The organism is Rhodopseudomonas palustris (assembly GCF_034479375.1).
In the GTDB taxonomy this organism is placed as follows: Bacteria; Pseudomonadota; Alphaproteobacteria; order Rhizobiales; family Xanthobacteraceae; genus Rhodopseudomonas; species Rhodopseudomonas palustris_M.
In genome coordinates, this window is the sequence record NZ_CP140155.1 from 5033503 (window position 1) to 5052752 (window position 19250).

The 19250-nt window shown below is 66.9% G+C and carries 15 protein-coding genes; 4 read left to right on the plus strand and 11 right to left on the minus strand.

The genetic code is table 11. The features are described 5' to 3' along the window. Positions 1-51: 51 nt before the first annotated feature. Entirely contained in the window at positions 52-825 is a 774-nt protein-coding gene (locus tag SR870_RS22890; protein WP_322515786.1) for an anti-sigma factor, read from the minus strand. A 186-nt stretch (positions 826-1011) separates the two neighbouring features. Beyond that, positions 1012-1500, minus strand: coding sequence for a sigma-70 family RNA polymerase sigma factor (locus tag SR870_RS22895; protein WP_322515787.1), 489 nt, complete (start codon positions 1498-1500; stop codon positions 1012-1014). Between the two features lie 203 nt (positions 1501-1703). Here SR870_RS22895 and fabI point away from each other — a divergent pair, with 203 nt between their 5' ends. After that, entirely contained in the window at positions 1704-2522 is an 819-nt protein-coding gene (gene fabI / locus SR870_RS22900) for an enoyl-ACP reductase FabI (RefSeq protein ID WP_322515788.1), read from the plus strand. A 116-nt stretch (positions 2523-2638) separates the two neighbouring features. On the opposite strand, the gene SR870_RS22905 is transcribed toward fabI, so the two are convergent. Next, the gene (locus SR870_RS22905) at positions 2639-3901 is read right to left on the minus strand and encodes an IS4 family transposase (protein ID WP_322514554.1); all 1263 of its coding nucleotides are present in this window, start codon (positions 3899-3901) and stop codon (positions 2639-2641) included. A gap of 1176 nt (positions 3902-5077) precedes the next feature. Between SR870_RS22905 and aroC the strand changes: the two genes are divergently transcribed. After that, a complete protein-coding gene (aroC, locus tag SR870_RS22910) occupies positions 5078-6163 on the plus strand; it encodes a chorismate synthase (RefSeq protein ID WP_322515789.1) in 1086 nt (361 codons plus the stop codon). Positions 6164-6423: 260 nt separating this feature from the next. Then, on the plus strand, positions 6424-7623 hold the full coding sequence (locus tag SR870_RS22915) for an adenylate/guanylate cyclase domain-containing protein (protein WP_322515790.1): 1200 nt from the start codon (positions 6424-6426) through the stop codon (positions 7621-7623). Between the two features lie 322 nt (positions 7624-7945). Here the strand turns inward: SR870_RS22915 and clpS are convergent, their stop codons facing one another. Continuing rightward, positions 7946-8251, minus strand: coding sequence for an ATP-dependent Clp protease adapter ClpS (gene clpS, locus SR870_RS22920; protein WP_322515791.1), 306 nt, complete (start codon positions 8249-8251; stop codon positions 7946-7948). Between the two features lie 217 nt (positions 8252-8468). Between clpS and SR870_RS22925 the strand changes: the two genes are divergently transcribed. Beyond that, complete coding sequence (locus SR870_RS22925) at positions 8469-9314, plus strand: DUF1194 domain-containing protein (RefSeq protein ID WP_322515792.1); 846 nt, start codon at positions 8469-8471, stop codon at positions 9312-9314. A 222-nt stretch (positions 9315-9536) separates the two neighbouring features. Here SR870_RS22925 and SR870_RS22930 read toward each other — a convergent pair whose 3' ends face one another. The 7 genes from SR870_RS22930 to SR870_RS22960 form a co-directional block, all read right to left on the minus strand. Then, positions 9537-10940: a carotenoid oxygenase family protein gene (locus tag SR870_RS22930; RefSeq protein ID WP_322515793.1), complete on the minus strand. Its 1404-nt coding sequence runs from the start codon at positions 10938-10940 to the stop codon at positions 9537-9539. Between the two features lie 37 nt (positions 10941-10977). Continuing rightward, the gene (locus tag SR870_RS22935) at positions 10978-12357 is read right to left on the minus strand and encodes a DUF2201 family putative metallopeptidase (protein WP_322515794.1); all 1380 of its coding nucleotides are present in this window, start codon (positions 12355-12357) and stop codon (positions 10978-10980) included. Continuing rightward, entirely contained in the window at positions 12350-13459 is a 1110-nt protein-coding gene (locus tag SR870_RS22940; protein ID WP_322515795.1) for an ATPase, read from the minus strand. The genes SR870_RS22935 and SR870_RS22940 overlap by 8 nt, the downstream gene beginning before the upstream one ends. A gap of 15 nt (positions 13460-13474) precedes the next feature. Beyond that, a complete protein-coding gene (locus SR870_RS22945; protein ID WP_322515796.1) occupies positions 13475-14452 on the minus strand; it encodes a hypothetical protein in 978 nt (325 codons plus the stop codon). A 238-nt stretch (positions 14453-14690) separates the two neighbouring features. Next, on the minus strand, positions 14691-15674 hold the full coding sequence (locus SR870_RS22950) for an alpha/beta hydrolase (protein WP_322515797.1): 984 nt from the start codon (positions 15672-15674) through the stop codon (positions 14691-14693). 200 nt (positions 15675-15874) lie between these two features. Further along, complete coding sequence (locus tag SR870_RS22955; RefSeq protein WP_322515798.1) at positions 15875-17386, minus strand: M81 family metallopeptidase; 1512 nt, start codon at positions 17384-17386, stop codon at positions 15875-15877. A gap of 141 nt (positions 17387-17527) precedes the next feature. Beyond that, entirely contained in the window at positions 17528-19180 is a 1653-nt protein-coding gene (locus SR870_RS22960) for an ABC transporter ATP-binding protein (protein WP_322515799.1), read from the minus strand. Positions 19181-19250 lie beyond the last annotated feature (70 nt).

The window sequence follows — 19250 nt, forward strand, 5'->3', positions numbered from 1 at the left end:
CTGTGGCGATTTCCGAGTCAATAGCGGCCGCCGGCTCGTACTCATCACCAACTAACCGCCGCTGCTTTCGGTCTGCGCATAGACCTGCTTCGCCACCAGGCTCAGTCGCTCCTTGTCGGTCGGACCCGACAGCACGTAGCCCACGCCGCGGTCGGCCCAGAACATCGCGCCTTCGCGACGATCGCTGGCGTAGCGCATCTGCGTCGTGTCGGTGTCGGCGCGGGAGGTGTAGAGCGTGAAGCGCTCGCCGCTGGCGCTCTCGTACATCAGGAAAGCCGCCGGCGCGTCGGGCCCGGGCAGCAACCGCCCGCCCACCAGCTTCAACCCGCTGCCTTCGAGCTCCGGCGCCTTGACCGGATAGCCGACCCGCTTCGACAGCCATTGCTGCAGATGCGCGCGTTCGGAGCCCTCCACCTCGACGGGGTGGCGAACCTCGACGACGTAGAGCCGGTGCGCATCCAGCGCATCGACGGTGAAGCTGCGGAAGGCGTTCGGCGTCGCCGCCGCGCCATGAGCGAACCAGCCCGCGCCGCCGCCGGCGATGAACGCCACCAGCGTCGCCGCGATGGCGCCGGCGATCCAGCGTCGCGGTGGGGTCGCGCTCAGCCGATCGAGCTGCAGCCGCGGCGGCACCGGCTCGTCGAGCACCCGGTCGTAGCGGGTGTGCAGCGCCTCGGCCATCGCGCGCCATGACGCGACGCGTTCGGCATCGGCCGGATGCGACGCCAGCCAGGCTTCGACGTCGGCACGCCGCTCGGCCGGCAGTTCGCCGTCGACATAGGCGTGCAGTTCGTCTTCGGTGACGGGAATTCGGGGGTCAGTCATGGCTGTGATTTTTCAGTGTTACGTATTCGTTGCGTCGAGCCATCAGGCCCAGTCTCGTCATTGCGAGCGAAGCGAAGCAATCCAGCTCAGTGCACGGAGCCTCTGGATTGCTTCGTCGCTTCGCTCCTCGCAATGACGGCGTCGCGGCACGGCGTCGAGGTGCCACTTTGCGTGTCGGACAGATCATCATTTCACCCGCCTCAGCATCGGCTTCTCGCCATCCAGGCTGGCGCGGACATGGGCGCGGGCGCGGGCGAGACGGGACATCACGGTGCCGATCGGCACGCCCTGAATGTCCGCGACCTCGCGGTAGCTCAGCCCCTCCAGCGCCACCAGCAGCAGCGCCGCCCGCTGTTCCTCGACCAGCGTCGCCAGCGCACGGGCGATATCGCCGCCCTCGGCCTCGGTGCCGCTGGCGTCGGCGCCGGTATCGGTCAACGGCATCAAGGTCGGTCGACGCGCCAGCGCGCGGCGGCGGTTGCGGTTGAGGTTGGTCAGAATGGTGTAGAGCCAGCTCCGCAGATCGCCGCCGAGAAACAGTTTTTCCGAGCGCAGCGCTCGCACCAGCGTGTCCTGCACCAGGTCGTCGGCGATGTCCGTGTCGCGCGCCAGCGCGCGGGCGTATCGCCGCAACGCCGGAATCATCGCCTCGACGCCGTCCCGAAACTCGTTCATCGCTCCGATTGCCCCGCGCCGGCTTCCTGCGCAACCGCGTCTCGGCAATAATCGCGGCGCCAGGAGTCAGAACACCGGCGAACGGCGCCTATTCCACGCGCCGAGACTGCCTGAACCGGCCGAATTTGCGGCGAACAGGGGGGCTGTACCAAGCCCGGCCGCTGGTGTACCTCCAGAGCCCGATCAAGGCGATAGGATACGAAATGGTGACCGATTCAGGCCTGATGCAAGGCAAGCGTGGGGTGATTCTGGGGGTGGCGAACAACCGTTCGATCGCCTGGGGGATCGCCAAGGCCTGTCGCGCCCACGGCGCCGAGATCGCCCTGACCTGGCAGGGCGACGCGCTGAAGAAGCGGGTGATGCCGCTGGCGGCCGAACTCGACGGTATTTTGGTCGGGCATTGCGACGTCACCGATCCGGCGACCATCGATGCGGTGTTCGACGAGCTGAAGGCGAAATGGGGCAAGATCGACTTCGTCGTCCATGCCATTGCGTTCTCCGACAAGGACCAGCTCGACGGCCGCTATGTCGAGACCACCGCCGACAACTTCTCCAAGACGATGCTGATCTCGTGCTATTCGCTGACCGCGATCGCGCAGCGCGCCGAGAAGCTGATGCCGGACGGCGGCTCGATCCTGACGCTGACCTATTACGGCGCCGAGAAGTGGATGCCACACTACAACGTGATGGGCGTCGCCAAGGCGGCGCTCGAGGCCAGCGTGCGCTATCTCGCCGCCGATCTCGGCGAGAAGAACATCCGCGTCAACGCGATCTCGGCCGGCCCGATCAAGACCCTGGCGGCATCGGGGATCGGCGACTTCCGCTACATCCTGAAATGGAACGAATACAATTCGCCGATGCGGCGCACGGTGACGATCGAGGAAGTCGGCGACAGCGCGCTGTACTTCCTGTCCGGCCTGTCGCGCGGCGTCACCGGCGAAATCCACCACGTCGACTCCGGCTACCACGTCGTCGGCATGAAGCGCCCCGACGCGCCGGACATTTCGCTGGCGAAGGACTGAGCGAAGCGGGTACGCGGGTCACTTGCAAGCCAGCGCCGCATGGCCACGTTTTGCCTGCCCTGCGACTGCGCTCCTTGTCACCAACACCGTCATTGCCGGGCTCGACCCTACGAGATTCACACATCTGGCCTTAGCTTCCAGCCTGCGAGCATGGCTCTGAGGGATTGGAGGCCGTGGAGGATCACGATGGGGCCTGGCTTGCCGTAGTAGCCGGTCCATCCGCCAAGGCGGGCGCAGATCCAACTGGCGTAGGCGAGTGATCCTGGCGGATGCGGGTTTTTCTGTTTCGCGGTGCTGCCCTCCAGTGTTCGGCAGATGGTTTGGAGCGCCGGCTCATCGTCGGGGTCGAACGTGTCCTGCATCGGCCGGCCGGCTGCACCATCGCGTTCACGCACCATCTGCAGCACCTGGATCGCGGCGATCAGAGTCGCGGTGGTCAGGTTCTCGAACGGTCCGCCCTCGGCGATACGCACCGCTTCGATGTCGAAGCCCTTGGTCTTCATCAGGCGGAAGACTTGCTCGATGGTCCAGCGCTGGCGATAGAACCTGGTGATCAGCAGAGCTTGCGCCAGCGTCGTCACCTCGTGCGTCGTCAGCAGACGCCAATGCACCGGCGCCACCGAGGGCGGCGGATCGATCTCGCGCGCTTCCACCAAGGTCAGCGTCACGCTCTTGGGCAGATGCGCCGCTTCGGCCGGATGGTTGCGCTTGGGTCGCTTCAAGGTGATCTCGCGGGCACGAAGCGCCAGCGTCACCCGACGCGCCGACCGGCCCGGATTAGCCGGCAGATCGATGGTCTCGCGGCCAAGCTCGGCCACCTGAGCCATGCAGTCGTACAGCCTGCCGCCGCCTTCCAGAGCGCGATCATGATGGGCGCGGATCAACAGTTCGGTTTCTGCCGGCCGGCAGGCGAACTCATCGTAGATGTCGCCTTCGCGGTCGGCGATGACGGTCACGCAAGCTGCGCCCGCGGCGACCAGACCGGCCGCCGCCCTGGTCGCATCGAGCCAGCGTCGGCTTTCCTTGTCGGCGAACGGCCGTTTGGCACACAGCCGTTTGGTGCCGCCGACGCGGCTGAGAAACACCGCATCGACAAGCCCGAGCAATGCGCCATCGGCGGCATCGACGGCGATCGTCGGGTGCAGGTTCAAGCTGCACAGCTTGCCGTCATCGCGCAGCGTCGTGGTGTCCTGGATCGCCAGAATGTGGCGGCCCTCGACCAGCCCGGCGGTGCGCGCCCTGGCATGCGCCACCATCTCCTGTGGCGTCACTCGGGGATTACGCAGAAACCGGGTGAAGCGGATCTCGCCCGCACGATCTCCGCCGACCCGGCGCACGCTGATCCCCGCGCGACCGACGTCGACCAGCCGAGCCAGCAAGCAGGCCCCCCTTTTTCCAGGCGCCGGTCACCGAACCGTCCCAAACCAACGTCCATCTGCTCCTCCTCAGATCTCGACCACTATCGAGTCAGAGAAAGCTGCCGCCCGCAACAGCCAAAGCAGATGTGTGAATGTCGTAGGGCTCGACCCGGCAATCCATCCTCTTCGCAAAAACTCCTCCATGGCGCGCTGACGCGCGCGATGGATGCGCGGGCCTCCGCCGCGCCGAAGGGGCTTCGGCCCCGCAGGCGGGTCAAGCCCGCGCATGACGGGAGTGCGGGGGCAAAGATCGTGCCCCATCGCGACGTCCGATTCAATTATCAAACAGCCACGCCAAATCCTCCTCGCGGCTCGCTGAGCCCGAGTTGTGCACCCGTCGCTGTCACAGCGAGGGGTGGGGGCGCGCCGGTCGGCGCAGGGTTTGGTGGTTTCTCGCGATGACTTGCGAAGTCATCGCGTAACGCCTTCCGGCGCGCCCACCGCGGCGCTTTCTGTCTTCGGGCCCGTGCTTCCGTTGACAGGCAAGGGTAATGAAACCCCACGGTCCGGCGGATTTCGCCGCCTTCGCCTGCCCCCGTGCAGCGAACTAACAAGTCGCAGAGCCTCGTAGTAGGCCCGGACGGGTCCCCGAAGCCTCCCGGACGTGCGGGTGCGAACCGCAACGCGCAGGACGCCGCGTCTGTCCGACTCCACCGGCACAGCGCCGGCTTCATCGAACCATCGTTCCGGGCTGGTTGCCCAGCCCGTCGATCTGTCCCGCTTGTACGACGCCTCGCGAAGCGCCCCTCACGGACAGGACAGTGCGGATTATAATCACAATAGGAATGTTGTCAAGACATGATCTGTCTCGTGTCCCGCTGCGCTGCGGCACGGAGTGCCGCAGCGCAGCGCCGGGACCCCGGTTGCGAGTTCATGGCGTTTGCTGCTTGATCATCAGAGAGACTGTAGGGTGGGCAAAGGTGCGCCGCAGGCGCACCGTGCCCACGCGGATGCAGCAACCAGCGTCCGCGTGGGCACGTCGCTGCGCGACTTTGCCCACCCTACGCGCTGCGCGTGGCCCCCCCTCACCTGGCGAGCTTCGCTCGCCACCCTCTCCCCCAGGGGGAGAGGGTCGGTTTGACCCTGTCCGGCCGGCGCGTTACCACACCGGCGCATTTCTTGAGAGGCGGGTCCGCCATGTCGTTCAATACTTTCGGCCACATGTTTCGCGTCACCACCTTCGGCGAGAGCCACGGGGTGGCGATCGGCTGCGTGGTCGACGGCTGTCCGCCGCTGATCCCGCTGACCGAGGCCGACATCCAGGGCGACCTCGACCGCCGCCGGCCGGGCCAGTCGCGCTTCACCACCCAGCGCCAGGAAGCCGATCAGGTGAAGATCCTGTCCGGCGTGATGGCGCATCCGGAGACCGGCGCGCAGGTCACCACCGGGACGCCGATCGCGCTCTTGATCGAGAACACCGACCAGCGCTCCAAGGATTATTCCGAGATCCAGAACAAGTTTCGGCCGGGCCATGCCGACTTCACCTACGAGGCGAAATACGGCATCCGCGACTATCGCGGCGGTGGCCGCTCCTCGGCGCGCGAGACCGCGAGCCGTGTCGCCGCCGGCGCGGTGGCGCGCAAGGTGATCAGTGGCATGAGCGTGCGCGGCGCGCTGGTGCAGATCGGCCCGCACAAGATCGACCGCGACAAATGGGACTGGGCCGAGATCGGCAACAACCCGTTCTTCTGCCCCGACAAGGACAAGGCGGCGTTCTTCGCCGACTATCTCGACGGCATCCGCAAGAGCGGCTCGTCGATCGGCGCGGTGATCGAAGTGGTCGCCGAAGGCGTGCCCGCGGGCCTCGGCGCGCCGATCTACGCCAAGCTCGACACCGACATCGCCGCGGCGCTGATGAGCATCAACGCCGTCAAGGGCGTCGAGATCGGCGACGGCTTCGCCACCGCGGCGCTGACCGGCGAGGAGAACGCCGACGAGATGAGGATGGGCAACCATGGCCCGCAATTCCTGTCGAACCACGCCGGCGGCATTCTCGGCGGCATCTCCACCGGCCAGCCGGTGGTGGCGCGGTTCGCGGTCAAGCCGACCTCGTCGATCCTGTCGCCGCGCAAGACCATCGATCGCGACGGCCACGACACCGACATCCTGACCAAGGGCCGCCACGACCCCTGCGTCGGCATCCGGGCGGTTCCGGTCGGCGAGGCGATGGTCGCCTGCGTGCTGGCCGATCATTTGCTGCGTCATCGCGGGCAGGTCGGGTAAGGCAGTTTTTCTTTGGGACTTCTGACCGGCAGGACCTCATGGTGAGGAGGCGCGAAGCGCCGTCTCGAACCATGGGCGGCGGGCAGCGCGGCCCCATCCTTCGAGACGCCCGGCTTCGCCGGGCTCCTCAGGATGAGGAATCAGTGCTTGTTGAAACGGCCGTATCGCTCAGTTCCGCCGGTGTGTCGGCTCAGCGTCTGGGGACCTGCCATGAGCGGTAACACGGTCCCAATGCCGATGCGTTCCGCTAGGATGGCGCGATGCAATCGCAACCATTTCACGACCTGATCGATTGGCTGATCGACGGCGCGCGCTCCGAGGCCGAGCCGGTCGCCATGATGACGCGAACCTGCGAGCGGCTGGTCGCGGCCGGGCTGCCGCTGTACCGCGTCGGCGTGTTCGTCGAAACGCTGCATCCGGACGTCTACGGCTACGGCTTCGTCTGGCGGGACGGTCAGGAGACCGTGACCAGCGAAACCACGGTGGACGTCGAGAGCCTGGAGGAATATCAGCGCAGCCCGCTGAAGCTGATGTACGACACCGGCGTCGAGGTCCGTTTCCGTCTCGACGATCCCGTCAGCAGGACGTTTCCGTTCTTCGACGACATGCGCCGCGAAGGCGTCACCGACTATCTGGCGCTGCCGCTCAAATTCATGGACGGCAGCATCAACGGCTCCAGCTTCAGCACACGCCGGCCGGGCGGTTTCAGCGATGACGAACTGGTGGCGTTGCGGCGGCTGACCGGGCCGCTGGCGCGGCTGATCGAGGTGATCAGCCTGCGCGCGATCGCCACCACGCTGCTCGACACCTATGTGGGCAACCGCGCCGGCGCGCGCATCCTGTCCGGCCAGATCCGGCGCGGCCACGCCGACACCATGCGCACCGCGATCTGGCTGTCGGATCTGCGCGGCTTCACCGCGCTGTCGGACCGGCTGCCGCCGGAGGTCGTGGTCAAGCTGCTCAACGCTTACTTCGATTGCCAGGTCGGGCCGATCCTGCGCAACGGCGGCGAAGTGCTGAAATTCATGGGCGACGGCCTCTTGGCCGTGTTTCCGATCGCCGCCGACGGCGGCGACGAAGCCGACGTCTGCGCGCGCATGCTCGCCGCCGCGCAGGAATGCCGCGGCACCGTCGCGGCGATGAACTATATCGAGGGCAATCACATCATCGAAACGTTTCGTTTCGGCGTCGCGCTGCATGTCGGGCAGGTGCTGTACGGCAATATCGGCGGCGGCAACCGGCTCGACTTCACCTGCATCGGCCCCGCCGTCAATCTCGCCGCGCGGCTGGAGCGGATCGCCGGCCGGCTCGGCCGCACCGTCGTCGCCTCGTCGGATTTCGTCGGTCTGTGCAGTGAGGGCTTCGTCGAGATCGGCGAGTTCCCGATCGAAGGCCTGTCGCATGTCGAACGCGTCTACGGCCTCGAAGCCGAGACGCTGCAGGCGGCGGAAGGCTTGTAGATCGCTCTCGAGAGAGCGCGGACGATCAGCAATGCACGGCGCGCTCCCTCGCCCCGCTCTTGCGGCGGCAGTCGTATTTGAAAGTTGGCGGTCGCCGCGCTTCACCCTCCCCTGGAGGGGGAGGGTCGCTCGCGTCAGCGAGCGGGGTGGGGTGGCGAAGAGTTCGTCCGCCGTGCCCGCGGCTCACCCCACCCCGTCCCGCATCCCGCTACGCGGGCTGCGTGCCGACCCTCCCCCTCCAGGGGAGGGTGAAGAGGAGCCGCGCTGCGGCTGCCCGCAACGAACCCGACAGTTAGTTCGAGCGATACGCCGCCGGCGCTCGCTACTCCTCCGGCTCCGTCGTGAACAGCAGCGGGTAGCCCTTGGCGCGGCCGGCGTCGGTGGCGCGGGTGGCCTTGGTTTCGGCGACGTCCTTGGTGAACACCGCGACCACGCAGACGCCGCGCTGATGCGCGGTCAGCATGACTTTATAGGCCTGTTCCTCGGTCATCCGGAACTCGGACTTCAGGATCATCACCACGAAGTCGCGCGGCGTGAAGTCGTCGTTGACGAGAATCACCTTGTGCAGTTTCGGCCGCTCGAGCTTCGGCTTGGCCTTGGCTTTCGGCTTGGTGACGACGTTGCTCATGCGGTGCACCGGTCTGATCTCCGCGCAGTTTACAACTCCGCTCGCGATCACGAAACCGCGGACGGAGCGGCCGGCTGCGCGATTTCAGTGCAGCGCGGCATGTTCCGGCGACCGATACTAGCAGTGACTGAAACGTGATCGCGGAGGAACCGGCTTTGCCGCTTTCCGTCGACAGCATAGCGTGTCACGATCATGTCACCTCGACCGGAGGGCTGCGATGCGCTGGTGGGTCTCGATCGGAGCAGTGGTCGCCGCCGTTACAGCGGCCGGCATGGTTGCAGGCCTCGCGGCGCCCAACCGGCTCGGGCAGGTCGCCGACCGGTCCGACGGCGCCAAAGAGGTCGACGTCGAGCTGATACTCGCGGTCGACGTCTCCTACTCGATGGATGTCGACGAACTCGCGGTGCAGCGCGAGGGCTACGCCGAGGCGCTGCGCTCCCCCGATTTTCTCAAGACCCTGAAGACCGGGCCGAACGGCCGCATCGCCGTGACCTATTTCGAATGGGCCGCCGCCGGCGATCAGAAGATCATTCTGGCGTGGCAGGTGATCGACGGCCCGGAATCCGCCGATGCGGTTGCGGCCGAAATCATGAAGGCGCCGCTGCGGCGAGCGTCGCGCACCTCGATCTCCGGTGCGATCGCTTTCGCGGTGCCGCTGTTCGACCAGAACCCGTATCACGGCCTGCGCCGCGTCATCGACATTTCCGGCGACGGCCCCAACAACAATGGCGAGCCGGTGACGCTGGCGCGCGACGCCGCGATCGGGAAGGGCATCGTCATCAACGGCCTGCCGATCATGGTCAAGGAGCCGTCCTATTCGACGATGGATATCGAGAACCTCGATTATTACTACGAGGATTGCGTGATCGGCGGGCCGGGTGCGTTCGTCGTGACGATCAAGGACCGCGCCAAGTTCAAGGAGGCGATCCGCACCAAGCTGGTGATGGAAGTCGCCGGCCTGACCCCGCCAGGCCGCATCGTGCCCGCCGCCGACAGGGAGCAGCCGCCGCGGGTGTCGTGCCTCGCCGGCGAGAAGATCTGGCAGGACAGGTGGGGGCGGTAGTCAACTCAGCCTCTCGTTCGTCATTCCGGGGCGCGTGCAGCGCACGACCTTTCGTTCGTCATTCCGGGGCGCCGCGCAGCGGCGAACCCGGAATCCAGGAGTGATTGTAACGAGGATGAACAGCTCGGGATTCCGGGTTCGCGCCTGACGGCGCGCCCCGGAATGACGGAGTGTGAGCGCCCCAGAGCGGCGAAGCGGCGAATGCAGCACTAAGCGGAGCGCTCACCCCGCCGCCACCCAATTGCCGTGGAAGCCGTCGGGGACGCGGTGGCCGAGTTGCACCAGGGCGATCGGGCCGCTCGTGATGTCGGCGGCGTCGAACACCGCGAGGTCGCTGCGGTTCTCGCAGCTACGCCAGATGACGGTCAGCAGCCAGCCATCGGCTTCCGCCGAATCCGGCTTGCGCGGCACGAACACCGGCTCGCCGATGGTGTCGCCGGTCGGCAGCAGATAGCGCGCGCGGCGATGGCCGTTGCCGTCGACATGCACGAGGCCGGTGAGCATGCCGAGCATCGGCGTCTCCGGGCTGGCGCAGGCGTACCAGCCATGGCCGCTGCGCAGGCCGGCGCGGCGCTCGTCGATCCGCGGGAATTCGCCGCTGATGTCGTCGAGATAGCTGCGCTTGAAGGCGTTGGTATTGCCGGCGAGGTCGAAGCTCCAGCGGCACAGCCGGGCGCGGCCCTTCTCCGGGTCGGTGCGGCGGCCGTCCGGATGGGTGAACAGCGGCGCTTCCTCGGATTGCATCACGTCGGCGACGATCTTGGTCCCGTCCTCCCACGCATTCATGACATGGAAAACGAAGCAGGCGTCGCCCCGGAACCAGCGGATGTCGCGCGTCGTGCCGGTGCGCTTCATCACGCCCACATAGGAGCCCTTGCCGGGGTCCCAGGCATAAGGCGGCCGGCCGCGCATCGCGCGCCAGATGCTGCCGGTCAGCGGCAGGATCGGGAACAGCACGTAGTGCTCGGTGACGATGAAGTCGTGCACCATCGCGGCGTAGGGCGCCTTGAAGCGCTCGAACCGCGTCACATGGCCGGAGGCATCGATCGCGCCGAACGACATCGTCCGCTTCAGCGGGCCATCGGCGTTGTAGCCGAAGAACAGCATCTCGCCGGTGACCGGATCGATCTTCGGATGCGCGGTGAACGGCCCCTTCAGCGCGCCGCCGTAGTCGCAATAGCCGCGCGTCGCCAGCGTATCGCGCTCGATCTGCATCGGCAGATGCGCCTCTTCCAGCGCCAGCAGCTTGCCGGCGTGGAACACGATGTTGGTGTTGGCGACGTTGCCGTCGTCGGGCGTCGAGCGTGGCGCGTCGGGCAGCTTGAGGTTGAACTCGCCGTAGAGCGGCCTGCGGGCCTCGTGTTCGGCGAGCCATTTCGGGGTGCGGACCCAGCGGTTGCGATAGGAAGCGCGGCCGTTTTCCAGCCGGAAGGCGTGCAGCATGCCGTCGCCGAAGAACCAGTGCGCGTTCGGCGAGGCGAATTGCGGATTGGCGCCGTTGCGATACAGCGTGCCGTTCAATTCGCGCGGCAGCTCGCCCCTGACGACGAGATGCGGCGCGTCGCATTCCATCGGGATCGGCGCCAGATTATCGCACGCGTCCGGAATTCCGGTGATCTGCAGCATGTCGTGCTCCTGACCGTCGGCGGCACCGAGGCCTCGATTAGTTCAACGCGAGCAGCCGGCCGAACGGCTGCACGGCATTCGCGTGGCTCTCCGGCACCGCCCAGATCACCGGCCAGCGCGGCTTGAAATCGGCCGGGCCTTCGAGATCGGTCAGCACCACGGCGATGTCCGGTCTGTGGCGGTCGGCTTCGGCCAGCAGCGGCGTGAAGTCGGTGCCGCCGCCGCCGGCAAATTCGATCTCGCTCAGCACGAAGCGGCGGCCGGGTTCGAAGAACTCGACCTGCCGCACCCGCTCGTCGCCGATGATCAGCACCAGCCCCGCTTCCTGCCGCCGCGTGATGGTCTCGATCTCGCGCGCGAACCGCTCCATCACCCTATCATCGATCGAGCCGGAGACGTCGATGATCAGCGCCAGCCGCGGCTCGTTTTTGGTGGCGGAGAAACCCGGTTCGAACGGCATCCGGTGTTGGCCGGCGCGGCCCTGATTGGCGATGTAGGAGCGCGCCGGCCGCGACCAGGTCAGCGACGGCTTCTTCGCCAGCCCGCGCGCGAGCTGCACGCGCAGCACCTGCGCCCACGGCGTGCGGGTGCGCGGCAGGTCGGCGATCAGCGCCCGCAGCATCGAGAATGCGCCGTCGCCGGCGTGGCCGCGCAGGATCCGCTCGCTCCATTCGCGGGCGTGCTCGGCCTCGTGCTCCGGCGCGGATTGCGATTCCGGGTTCGGCACCAGATCGCGGGCGCTGCCGGCGCCGAGTTCGCGGACCTTGGCGGAGCGGGAGCCGTCGGCGCGCTGCTCCGTACTTTGTTGTTGAGATTCGGACTGCGACTGGGACTGGTCACGCCCGCCGGAGCCGGACGCATCGGCCTCGGAGCCCGCCTGCGACTTGTTGCCGGATTTCGACTTGCCGTTGTTGCTGTCGCTGTCGCGGTCGTCGATCGCGCGATACAGTTTCTCGACGTCCCATTCCAGCAGCGCCGCCTCGACGTCCTGTTCGCGCTTCAGCGCCTTGGCGAGGATCTGCTCCAGCATCACGGACTTTTCCGGCAGCGTCAGCCAGCTCAGATGCGCCAGCGTCGAGTTGACGATGGCGTCGGCGCAGACGTTGAACAGTTCGAGGTCGACGTCGCCGATCACGCGCTGCAGTTCGACGAAGCGCTGCGGATGGCGCAGCGCGATGTGCAGCACCTCGTGGGCGACGAGACCGACCTGTTCGGGCAGCGGCAGTTTCTCGAACGCCGCGCCGTAATACACCGTGGCGCCGTCGGTGATCGCCACCACCGCCGCCGTATCGCCGTCCGCGGGCAGGTCCTGATGCCGGACCCACAGCGCCAGCCCGCCGGTGGAGGGCGCGAATTCGACCATGCGCTGGATCGCGCGGGTTCCGCGATGGCAATACAGCGCGGCGGCGTCACGCATCCTGCAGGTCCATCTGCCGGCGTTCGCCGTAACGGGCGTAGGCCGGGCTGTCGAAGATCGCCGCCTCGAGGCCGTGCTCCAGCGCGCGCTGCATCAGCAGTTCCATCGCCAGCGTCTGCGCCTCGCGAATCGGCAGCGGGACGTTGCCGCGAATATCGGGCAGTTGCTCGATGATCTCCAGCGCGCGGGCCAGCGTCGGCTGATCGGTGCAGGCCGCCAGCAGGCCGTACAGCATGCCGTACAGCGCATCGAGCGTCTTCGGCAGCAGCGCCGCCGTCTCGGGGCCCGGCCGCGCGGCCAGCAATCGCACCACGTCGGTGCCGGCCTTGATCTCGCGCAGCACGCCGAAGAACTCCGCCGCATTGGCGGCGCCGATCCGGCCCTGCACGAACAGCCGCTTGGCCGCATCGGACAGGCCGGACTTCAGCACGTTGGAGATGTCCTCCCAGCCGCGCGGGCTGGCGCCGATCAGATGATCGCCGGCGAGCTGCGCCTGGGTGTCGTCGAGCTTGTCCGGGCGGATCTTCAGATAGGCCATCACTTCCGGGGCGAAGTCGCGCGCCATGGCGTGGGCGAGGAAGGCGTCGATCGCAGTCTGGACGTTGAAGTGGAACATGCGGTCGGCGAGCGCGGTGCCCATGTCGTGGCTGATCGCGCCGTGGAAGCTCGCATTGCCGGCGGCGACCACCAGCCAGCCGTCCGGCAGTTCGTAATTGCCGACGCGGCGGTCGAGGATCAGCGAATAGGCCGAGATCTGCAGCCGCTGATCGGCGGCGGTGAGTTCGTCGAGGAACAGCAGCCCCTCCGGCTGGTCGGGCGACGGCAGGAATTCCGGCGGAAACCACACTGTCTTGGCCAGCGCCTCGTCGGCGTAGATCGCGCCGCGGATATCGACCGGCTCGATCGTGGTGAGGCGCAGATCGACCAGCGGTACCTTGTAGTGCTCGGCGACCTGACGGACGACCGACGACTTGCCGACCCCGCGCGTCCCCCACAGCATCGACGCGCGCCTGCGCAGCGTCGGCTCGCCGTATTGCTCGATCAGCGCCGCCTTGGCAGCCGCAATCGAGACCGGGGGGATGTTCATCGGGTTGCCGTGCATCGATCGAATCCTCGCTTAGGTCTGCTGAACGTCGAGAGTCTGCGGTGCGGCCGTCTCGATCTCCGGATGCCAGGCGGCGTGCGTCATGCGGCGCGGGAACGGCGGGATCTCCATCGATGGAATATCGCGCATGCCGAACGCGCCGATCATCAGCAGCGGCGGCGCCCCCATCAGCAGCAGATTGACGATGGAGTCCTGCGGGATCTCGACCAGCGTCAGGCTCGCGGCGCCGAGGATCAGACTCGCGAAGAACAACAGCGGCAGCGCGCGGCGCAGCGCGACACCCCAGCGCGCCCGCGCCAGCGACTCGTGGTAGGCGGCCGGCGGCTGCGACAGCGTGCGTGTAAGATGCGAGACGGTCCTCTCCAGCCGCTGTTCGATCAGGCGGCTCAATTCCGGCCCGGAGCCGCGCACCTTGACCTTGCCGCTCCAGCCGGCCTTGCTCTTGCGCAGCGGCGACCACGCCCAGCCGATCACCGCGAGCAAATCCTCCGGGACTGCGACGCCGGCCGTTTTCGGCGTGAGGTCGATCTCGGCCGGATACCCCTTCACCAGCGGCGCGCGCATCACCAGGGTGAAGTTCGAGATCTCGGCCACGCCGCGCAGGAATTCGCGATCAACACCGGCCGGGTCGGGCGTCCTGGCACCGCTGCGCGGCACCAGGCGATAGCTCAACGCCACGGTCGTGCCATCGATCGAGGGGAATTGCTGCTGCGGCGGCACGCTCTCGATCCGCGCCAACAGCACGCCGAGATCTTCACCCTGGGTTTCCAGCGTCGCCGTCAGGCCGCTGTCCAGCGTCAGAGTGCGCGTGAGAACACTGAAGCCGGGGCGCGGATGGTCGAGCTGCAGGATTTCGCGGACGTCGTTGCCGGCGAGATCGGGATCGGCCTCGTCATGCTCGTGCGTCACCGGCTTGAACACCAGTCGCCGCCCGATTCGATCGCTGGCGGCGAGATCGACGTGAAAGTCGCGGCGAGTGAACGGCTGCACCAGTCCGAGGATTTCGTGGTGCGTCAGTGGATGTGCCGATGAATCGTCGTGACCGGCCGAGGCGGTCAAAAGCCTTGCGTAGTTCATTATCGTTCAACACCTCCGCATCGGTGCTTCACCACATGACTTGCATTGGCAATTAACAGCGTTCGCGCTGCTGATTGCAACCCGAAATCAAGAGCCATGTAATGATCGCAGGGAGCACCGCATCACATATGCGTGCGGCGCTCCGACAGTGTCATGCACTCATAACAGGTGCGTCAGACTTCGCTGACACAGCCAGAAACTGGTCGTACGAACGCGCCACCTGATCGAGGATTTCGAAATGCATCATCGCACCAGCATCGAACTGGACGATGGTCCAGTTCGATCGTCCGGCGACGCGGCTCTTGTGGCGGTAATCGACAAAATCCCCGCGGACGCCGTAGGCCATCCAGACCGGCAGGCGCAGCGACTCGTAGACGCTCAGAATGTCCTTGCTGAACATGTAGCCGGCGACGAAGTAGTAGGGCGCATAACGCGCGCCGGGTTGATGGGTAGTATGGTAGTCGTACTCGAGCATCGATTCGTCGATGTTCTTCGAGCCCCACGCCTTCTCGAGGAATTTGCGAATCACCGGCCTCGCCGTCAGCAGCTTGAAGAAGCCCTCGTCCCACAGCCGGAAGCGCAGCGCGCTCAGCAGCCAGGATTGGCCCCGCGTCGCGGGCGCGCGTTCGTCGCGCGCCTTGCCTTCGAAGCCGGTCGGGCTGATCAGGCCGAGGGTGGCGATTGCTTCGGGCTTCTCGGCCGCCGCGCGGGCAGCGAACTCGCACGACAGCGACAGCGCCAGCACGTCGATCGGCTGCGGTCCGTGAATTTCCTGCACGCGCGCGATGGCGGCGTGCACCGCGTCGGTCATCATCCGCGCGGTGTATTCGCGATCATCGCGATCCGACTGGCCGAAGCCGGGGAGGTCGACCGCGTGAACAGGGCGGTGCTTGGCGTAGTGGTCGTACAGCGTCTTCATCTCGAACGCCGAGCCGGCGGCGTTGACGCTGTGCACCAGCAGCAGCGGCCGCGTCGTATCGTCGCTCGACGCGAAGCCGAGCGAATAGGTCGCGAGCCGACCGACCTTGGTGACGATGTCGGCGCGGGTGCCTCCGACCGGATTGGCAAGACTCGACCGCGCGTAGTTTTGCGTGGCCGTTTCCGTCTCGAATGTTTCGCCGCTGACGACTGACATTTGCGTCCCCTTGGAGAGTGAATCTGAGGGAGCAAATGGCGTGGAACTCGTTCAGTTCCAGTGCTGAAAGCGTGAAATGAAACTAATCAATGAAAATTGGTATCTGCGTATATGAGGCGGAGTGAGTGCGGCGTCACGACGCGACTCCGCCCGTACTTTCTGAGACAATCCGCGCGTCACGCGCGATTGACGTCAACTGATTAGTTGGCATTGCCGCCGAGAAACGGCTGTCCATTCGGCTTGACACGCACGCCCGGGCGCAGGCGTGTCCACTGCAGCGACGCGGTGTCCGCCGGCATCGCACCGGGCGCGGCGCAGATCAGCAGCCGCTCCGCGATCGGCTGGAAGTCGGCGCGGAAATGCACCGAGCTCTTGACCACGAGGATCGCCTGTTCGGTCGGCTCGATGCCGACATAGCGATACATCGCCTGATCGGCGAGCTGCGCCTTGTGCGAACTGACGACGATTCGAACGTCGCCGATGCGCAGGCACGCCGACGGCCCCATCTCCATCTCGCGGCCGCCATAATAAGGACCGGGTGCGACGAAACGGCCGTCGGACAAGCGCTCGACGACGAAACTCTCTTCGTAAGGCGCGTCGCCGGCGATGCCCGACTTGCCGCCGAGCGCGAGCCTGATGGTCGCGCCGACGCCCGCGGCGTGCGCGGCTTGCGCCGAGGCGGGATCGTAGATCGCGCCGATCGCGGCGCGCTGCGCATTGTTGCGCACCAGCGCGCGCAACATGCCGGTGGTGTCGGAATCGCCGCCGGCCCCGGGATTGTCCTGGGTGTCGGCGATGATCACCGGCTTCGCCGCGCCGCGTGCGATCTCCATCGCCAGACGGACGCCGTCGTCGGGCGAATGGATGGTGCCGTCGAAATCGTTCTCGTGGCCGATCACCAAAGCGGCGACCTTGTCGGCAGCCGCATCAGCGTCGGCTTGCGTCCGGCCATAAGCGAAGACGCTGGGACCGCAATCGGGGAAATCGGCGGCGGGAAAGCCCGGCGCGAACGACAGCGTCGGCACCGCGTCGCTCTCCAGCGCGGCGAGCTTCGCGTAGATGCCCCTGGTCGGCTCGTCGAAGGTGCATTGCCACGAGATCGGGATCAGGAACGGCAATTGCCGGAACGCCTTGGCGAACCGCTGGCCGCTGCTCAACAGCAGGGCGAGATGCTTCGCCGCGGCGCGGCCGGTGTCGGCCATGTCGACATGCGGATAGGTGCGGTAGGCGATCAGCGCATCGGCGTGCTCGATCATCGCCGGCGTGACGTTGGCGTGCAGATCGATGCTGACCACCAGCGGCAAATCGGGGCCGATCAATCGGCGGACGCGGGCGAGAATCTCGCCTTCGCCATCGTCGAGATGGTCGGTGACCATGGCGCCGTGCAGATCGAGATACACCGCGTCGAGCGGACCGGCAGCCGCGATGCCGTCGATCATCGCTTTGACGACGCGCTCGAACGCGTCCTCGGTGACATGCGCGGAGGGACTGGCGCCGCAGGCGATGGTCGGCACCATTTCCCAGCCGTTGCGCTCGGCGTCCTCGACGAAGCCGGCGAGCCCGACATTGATGCCGCGCATCACCTTGAGCACGTCGGCGCCGGTGCTCATCGCCGGCCAGCCGCCGCCGTGCACGAACGCCTCCCAGGTGGCCTTGGTGGGTGCGAAGGTATTGGTCTCGTGCAGGAAGCCGCCGACGGCGATACGGGTCATGTCGTGTTTCTCTTGCTGAGTCTGCGTTTGTCATTCCGGGGCGCTCACGCAGTGAGCGAACCCGGAATCCAGAGGTGGTGAAAAGGGAGATTCCGGGTTCGCGCGACGCGCGCCCCGGAATGACTCGGGGAGGGGTGGTGCTTAGTTCGCCGCCGCCTGCGGCGCCTCGCTGACAGGCCGGAAATTCGCGAAATCCCAGCCGCGGCCGGGGGCGGCTTCGAGCAGTTGCCGCGTATAGGCCTGTTTGGGATTGGTCAGCACTTCGGCGGCCGGGCCCTGTTCGACGACGCGGCCCTTCTCCATCACCGCGACGTCGTCGCAGATCTGGGCGGCGACGCGCAGATCGTGGGTGATGAACAACAGCGCGATGCCGAGCCGGGTCTGGATTTCGTCGAGCAGATCGAGCACCTGCGCCTGCACCGAGACGTCGAGCGCCGAGACCGCCTCATCGGCCACCAGCACGTCCGGATCGAGCGCGAGCGCGCGGGCGATGGCGATGCGCTGGCGCTGGCCGCCGGAGAACTGATGCGGATAGCGCGAGATCGCGTCCGTCGGTAGATGCACCAGCTCCAGCAATTGCCGCGCCTTCTCCATCGCGTCGCTGCGGGACATGCCGTAATTGATCGGGCCCTCGGCGATGCTCTCGCCGACGCTGACGCGCGGATTGAGCGACCGATACGGGTCCTGGAACACGATCTGGATCTTCTTGCGGTGCGGCCGCAGCAGCCGCCGCGACAGATCGGAGATCTCGCGCCCGGCGAGGCGGATGCCGCCCGAGGTCGGATCGATCAGCCGGACGATGCAGCGCGCCACGGTCGATTTGCCGGAGCCGCTCTCGCCGACGATGCCGAGCGTGCGGCCCTTGTGCAGCGTCAGCGTCACATCCTGCGCGGCGACGACTTCGCGGGTGCCGCCGAGGAAGGATCGTTCGCGGTACACTTTGCCGAGTTCGTTGGCTTCGAGCACCACCGGCTGCCTTGTGGCCTCGCGCGGCGCCCGCGGCACCAGGCTCGGCACCGCCGACAGCAAATTCCGGGTGTAGTCCATGGTCGGCGTCCGCAGCACGGCGTCGAGCTGCCCGGTCTCGACCAGCCGGCCGTGCCGCATCACCGCGACGCGGTCGGCGATCTCGGCGACCACGCCCATGTCGTGGGTGATGAACAGCACCGCGGTGCCGTGCGCCTGCTGCAATTCGCGGATCAGCGTCAGGATCTGCTTTTGGGTGGTGACGTCGAGCGCGGTGGTCGGCTCGTCGGCGATCAGTAATTTCGGTTCGAGCACCAGCGCCATCGCGATCATGATGCGCTGGCGCTGGCCGCCGGAGAGGCGGTGCGGATAGGACGCGAAGATGCGCTCGACCTCGGGCAGGCGCACCTGCTCCATCATGTCCAGGATGCGCTGACGGCGGGCGCGGGCGCCGAGATCGGTGTGGAAGCGTAGCACCTCGTCGATCTGCTTGCCGACCGGCACCACCGGATTGAGCGCGGTCATCGGCTCCTGGAAGATCATCGCCATCCTGGAGGCGCGCAACTGGCGCAGCCGCCGCTCGCTGGCGGCGAGCACATTCTCGCCGGTAAGGCGGATCTCGCCGCCGGTGGCGTGCAGCGCGCCCTTCGGCAGCAGCCCCATGGTGGCCAGCGAGGTCACCGATTTGCCGGAGCCGCTTTCGCCGACCAGGCACATCGTCTCGCCGGGGCGCACCGACAGCGAGATGCCGTCGATCACCTTGTCGCCGTCGCCGCTCCTGCCGAGCCGGACGACGAGGTTGTCGATTTCGAGGACGTTGTCGGTCATGTCGGACATCCGCAAGTGAGCGCGTGCGCTCCCTCTCCCCGCATGCGGGGAGAGGGCCGGGGTGAGGGGG

Bases quoted from the DNA above. Each gene is read 5' to 3' on its own strand.
- fabI (WP_322515788.1), top strand. From the start codon at position 1,704: ATGGTGACCGATTCAGGCCTGATGCAAGGCAAGCGTGGGGTGATTCTG.
- SR870_RS22935 (WP_322515794.1), bottom strand. From the start codon at position 12,357: ATGCGTGACGCCGCCGCGCTGTATTGCCATCGCGGAACCCGCGCGATC.
- SR870_RS22915 (WP_322515790.1), top strand. From the start codon at position 6,424: ATGCAATCGCAACCATTTCACGACCTGATCGATTGGCTGATCGACGGC.
- SR870_RS22960 (WP_322515799.1), bottom strand. From the start codon at position 19,180: ATGACCGACAACGTCCTCGAAATCGACAACCTCGTCGTCCGGCTCGGC.
- aroC (WP_322515789.1), top strand. From the start codon at position 5,078: ATGTCGTTCAATACTTTCGGCCACATGTTTCGCGTCACCACCTTCGGC.
- SR870_RS22925 (WP_322515792.1), top strand. From the start codon at position 8,469: ATGCGCTGGTGGGTCTCGATCGGAGCAGTGGTCGCCGCCGTTACAGCG.
- SR870_RS22955 (WP_322515798.1), bottom strand. From the start codon at position 17,386: ATGACCCGTATCGCCGTCGGCGGCTTCCTGCACGAGACCAATACCTTC.
- clpS (WP_322515791.1), bottom strand. From the start codon at position 8,251: ATGAGCAACGTCGTCACCAAGCCGAAAGCCAAGGCCAAGCCGAAGCTC.
- SR870_RS22940 (WP_322515795.1), bottom strand. From the start codon at position 13,459: ATGCACGGCAACCCGATGAACATCCCCCCGGTCTCGATTGCGGCTGCC.
- SR870_RS22930 (WP_322515793.1), bottom strand. From the start codon at position 10,940: ATGCTGCAGATCACCGGAATTCCGGACGCGTGCGATAATCTGGCGCCG.
- SR870_RS22950 (WP_322515797.1), bottom strand. From the start codon at position 15,674: ATGTCAGTCGTCAGCGGCGAAACATTCGAGACGGAAACGGCCACGCAA.
- SR870_RS22895 (WP_322515787.1), bottom strand. From the start codon at position 1,500: ATGAACGAGTTTCGGGACGGCGTCGAGGCGATGATTCCGGCGTTGCGG.
- SR870_RS22890 (WP_322515786.1), bottom strand. From the start codon at position 825: ATGACTGACCCCCGAATTCCCGTCACCGAAGACGAACTGCACGCCTAT.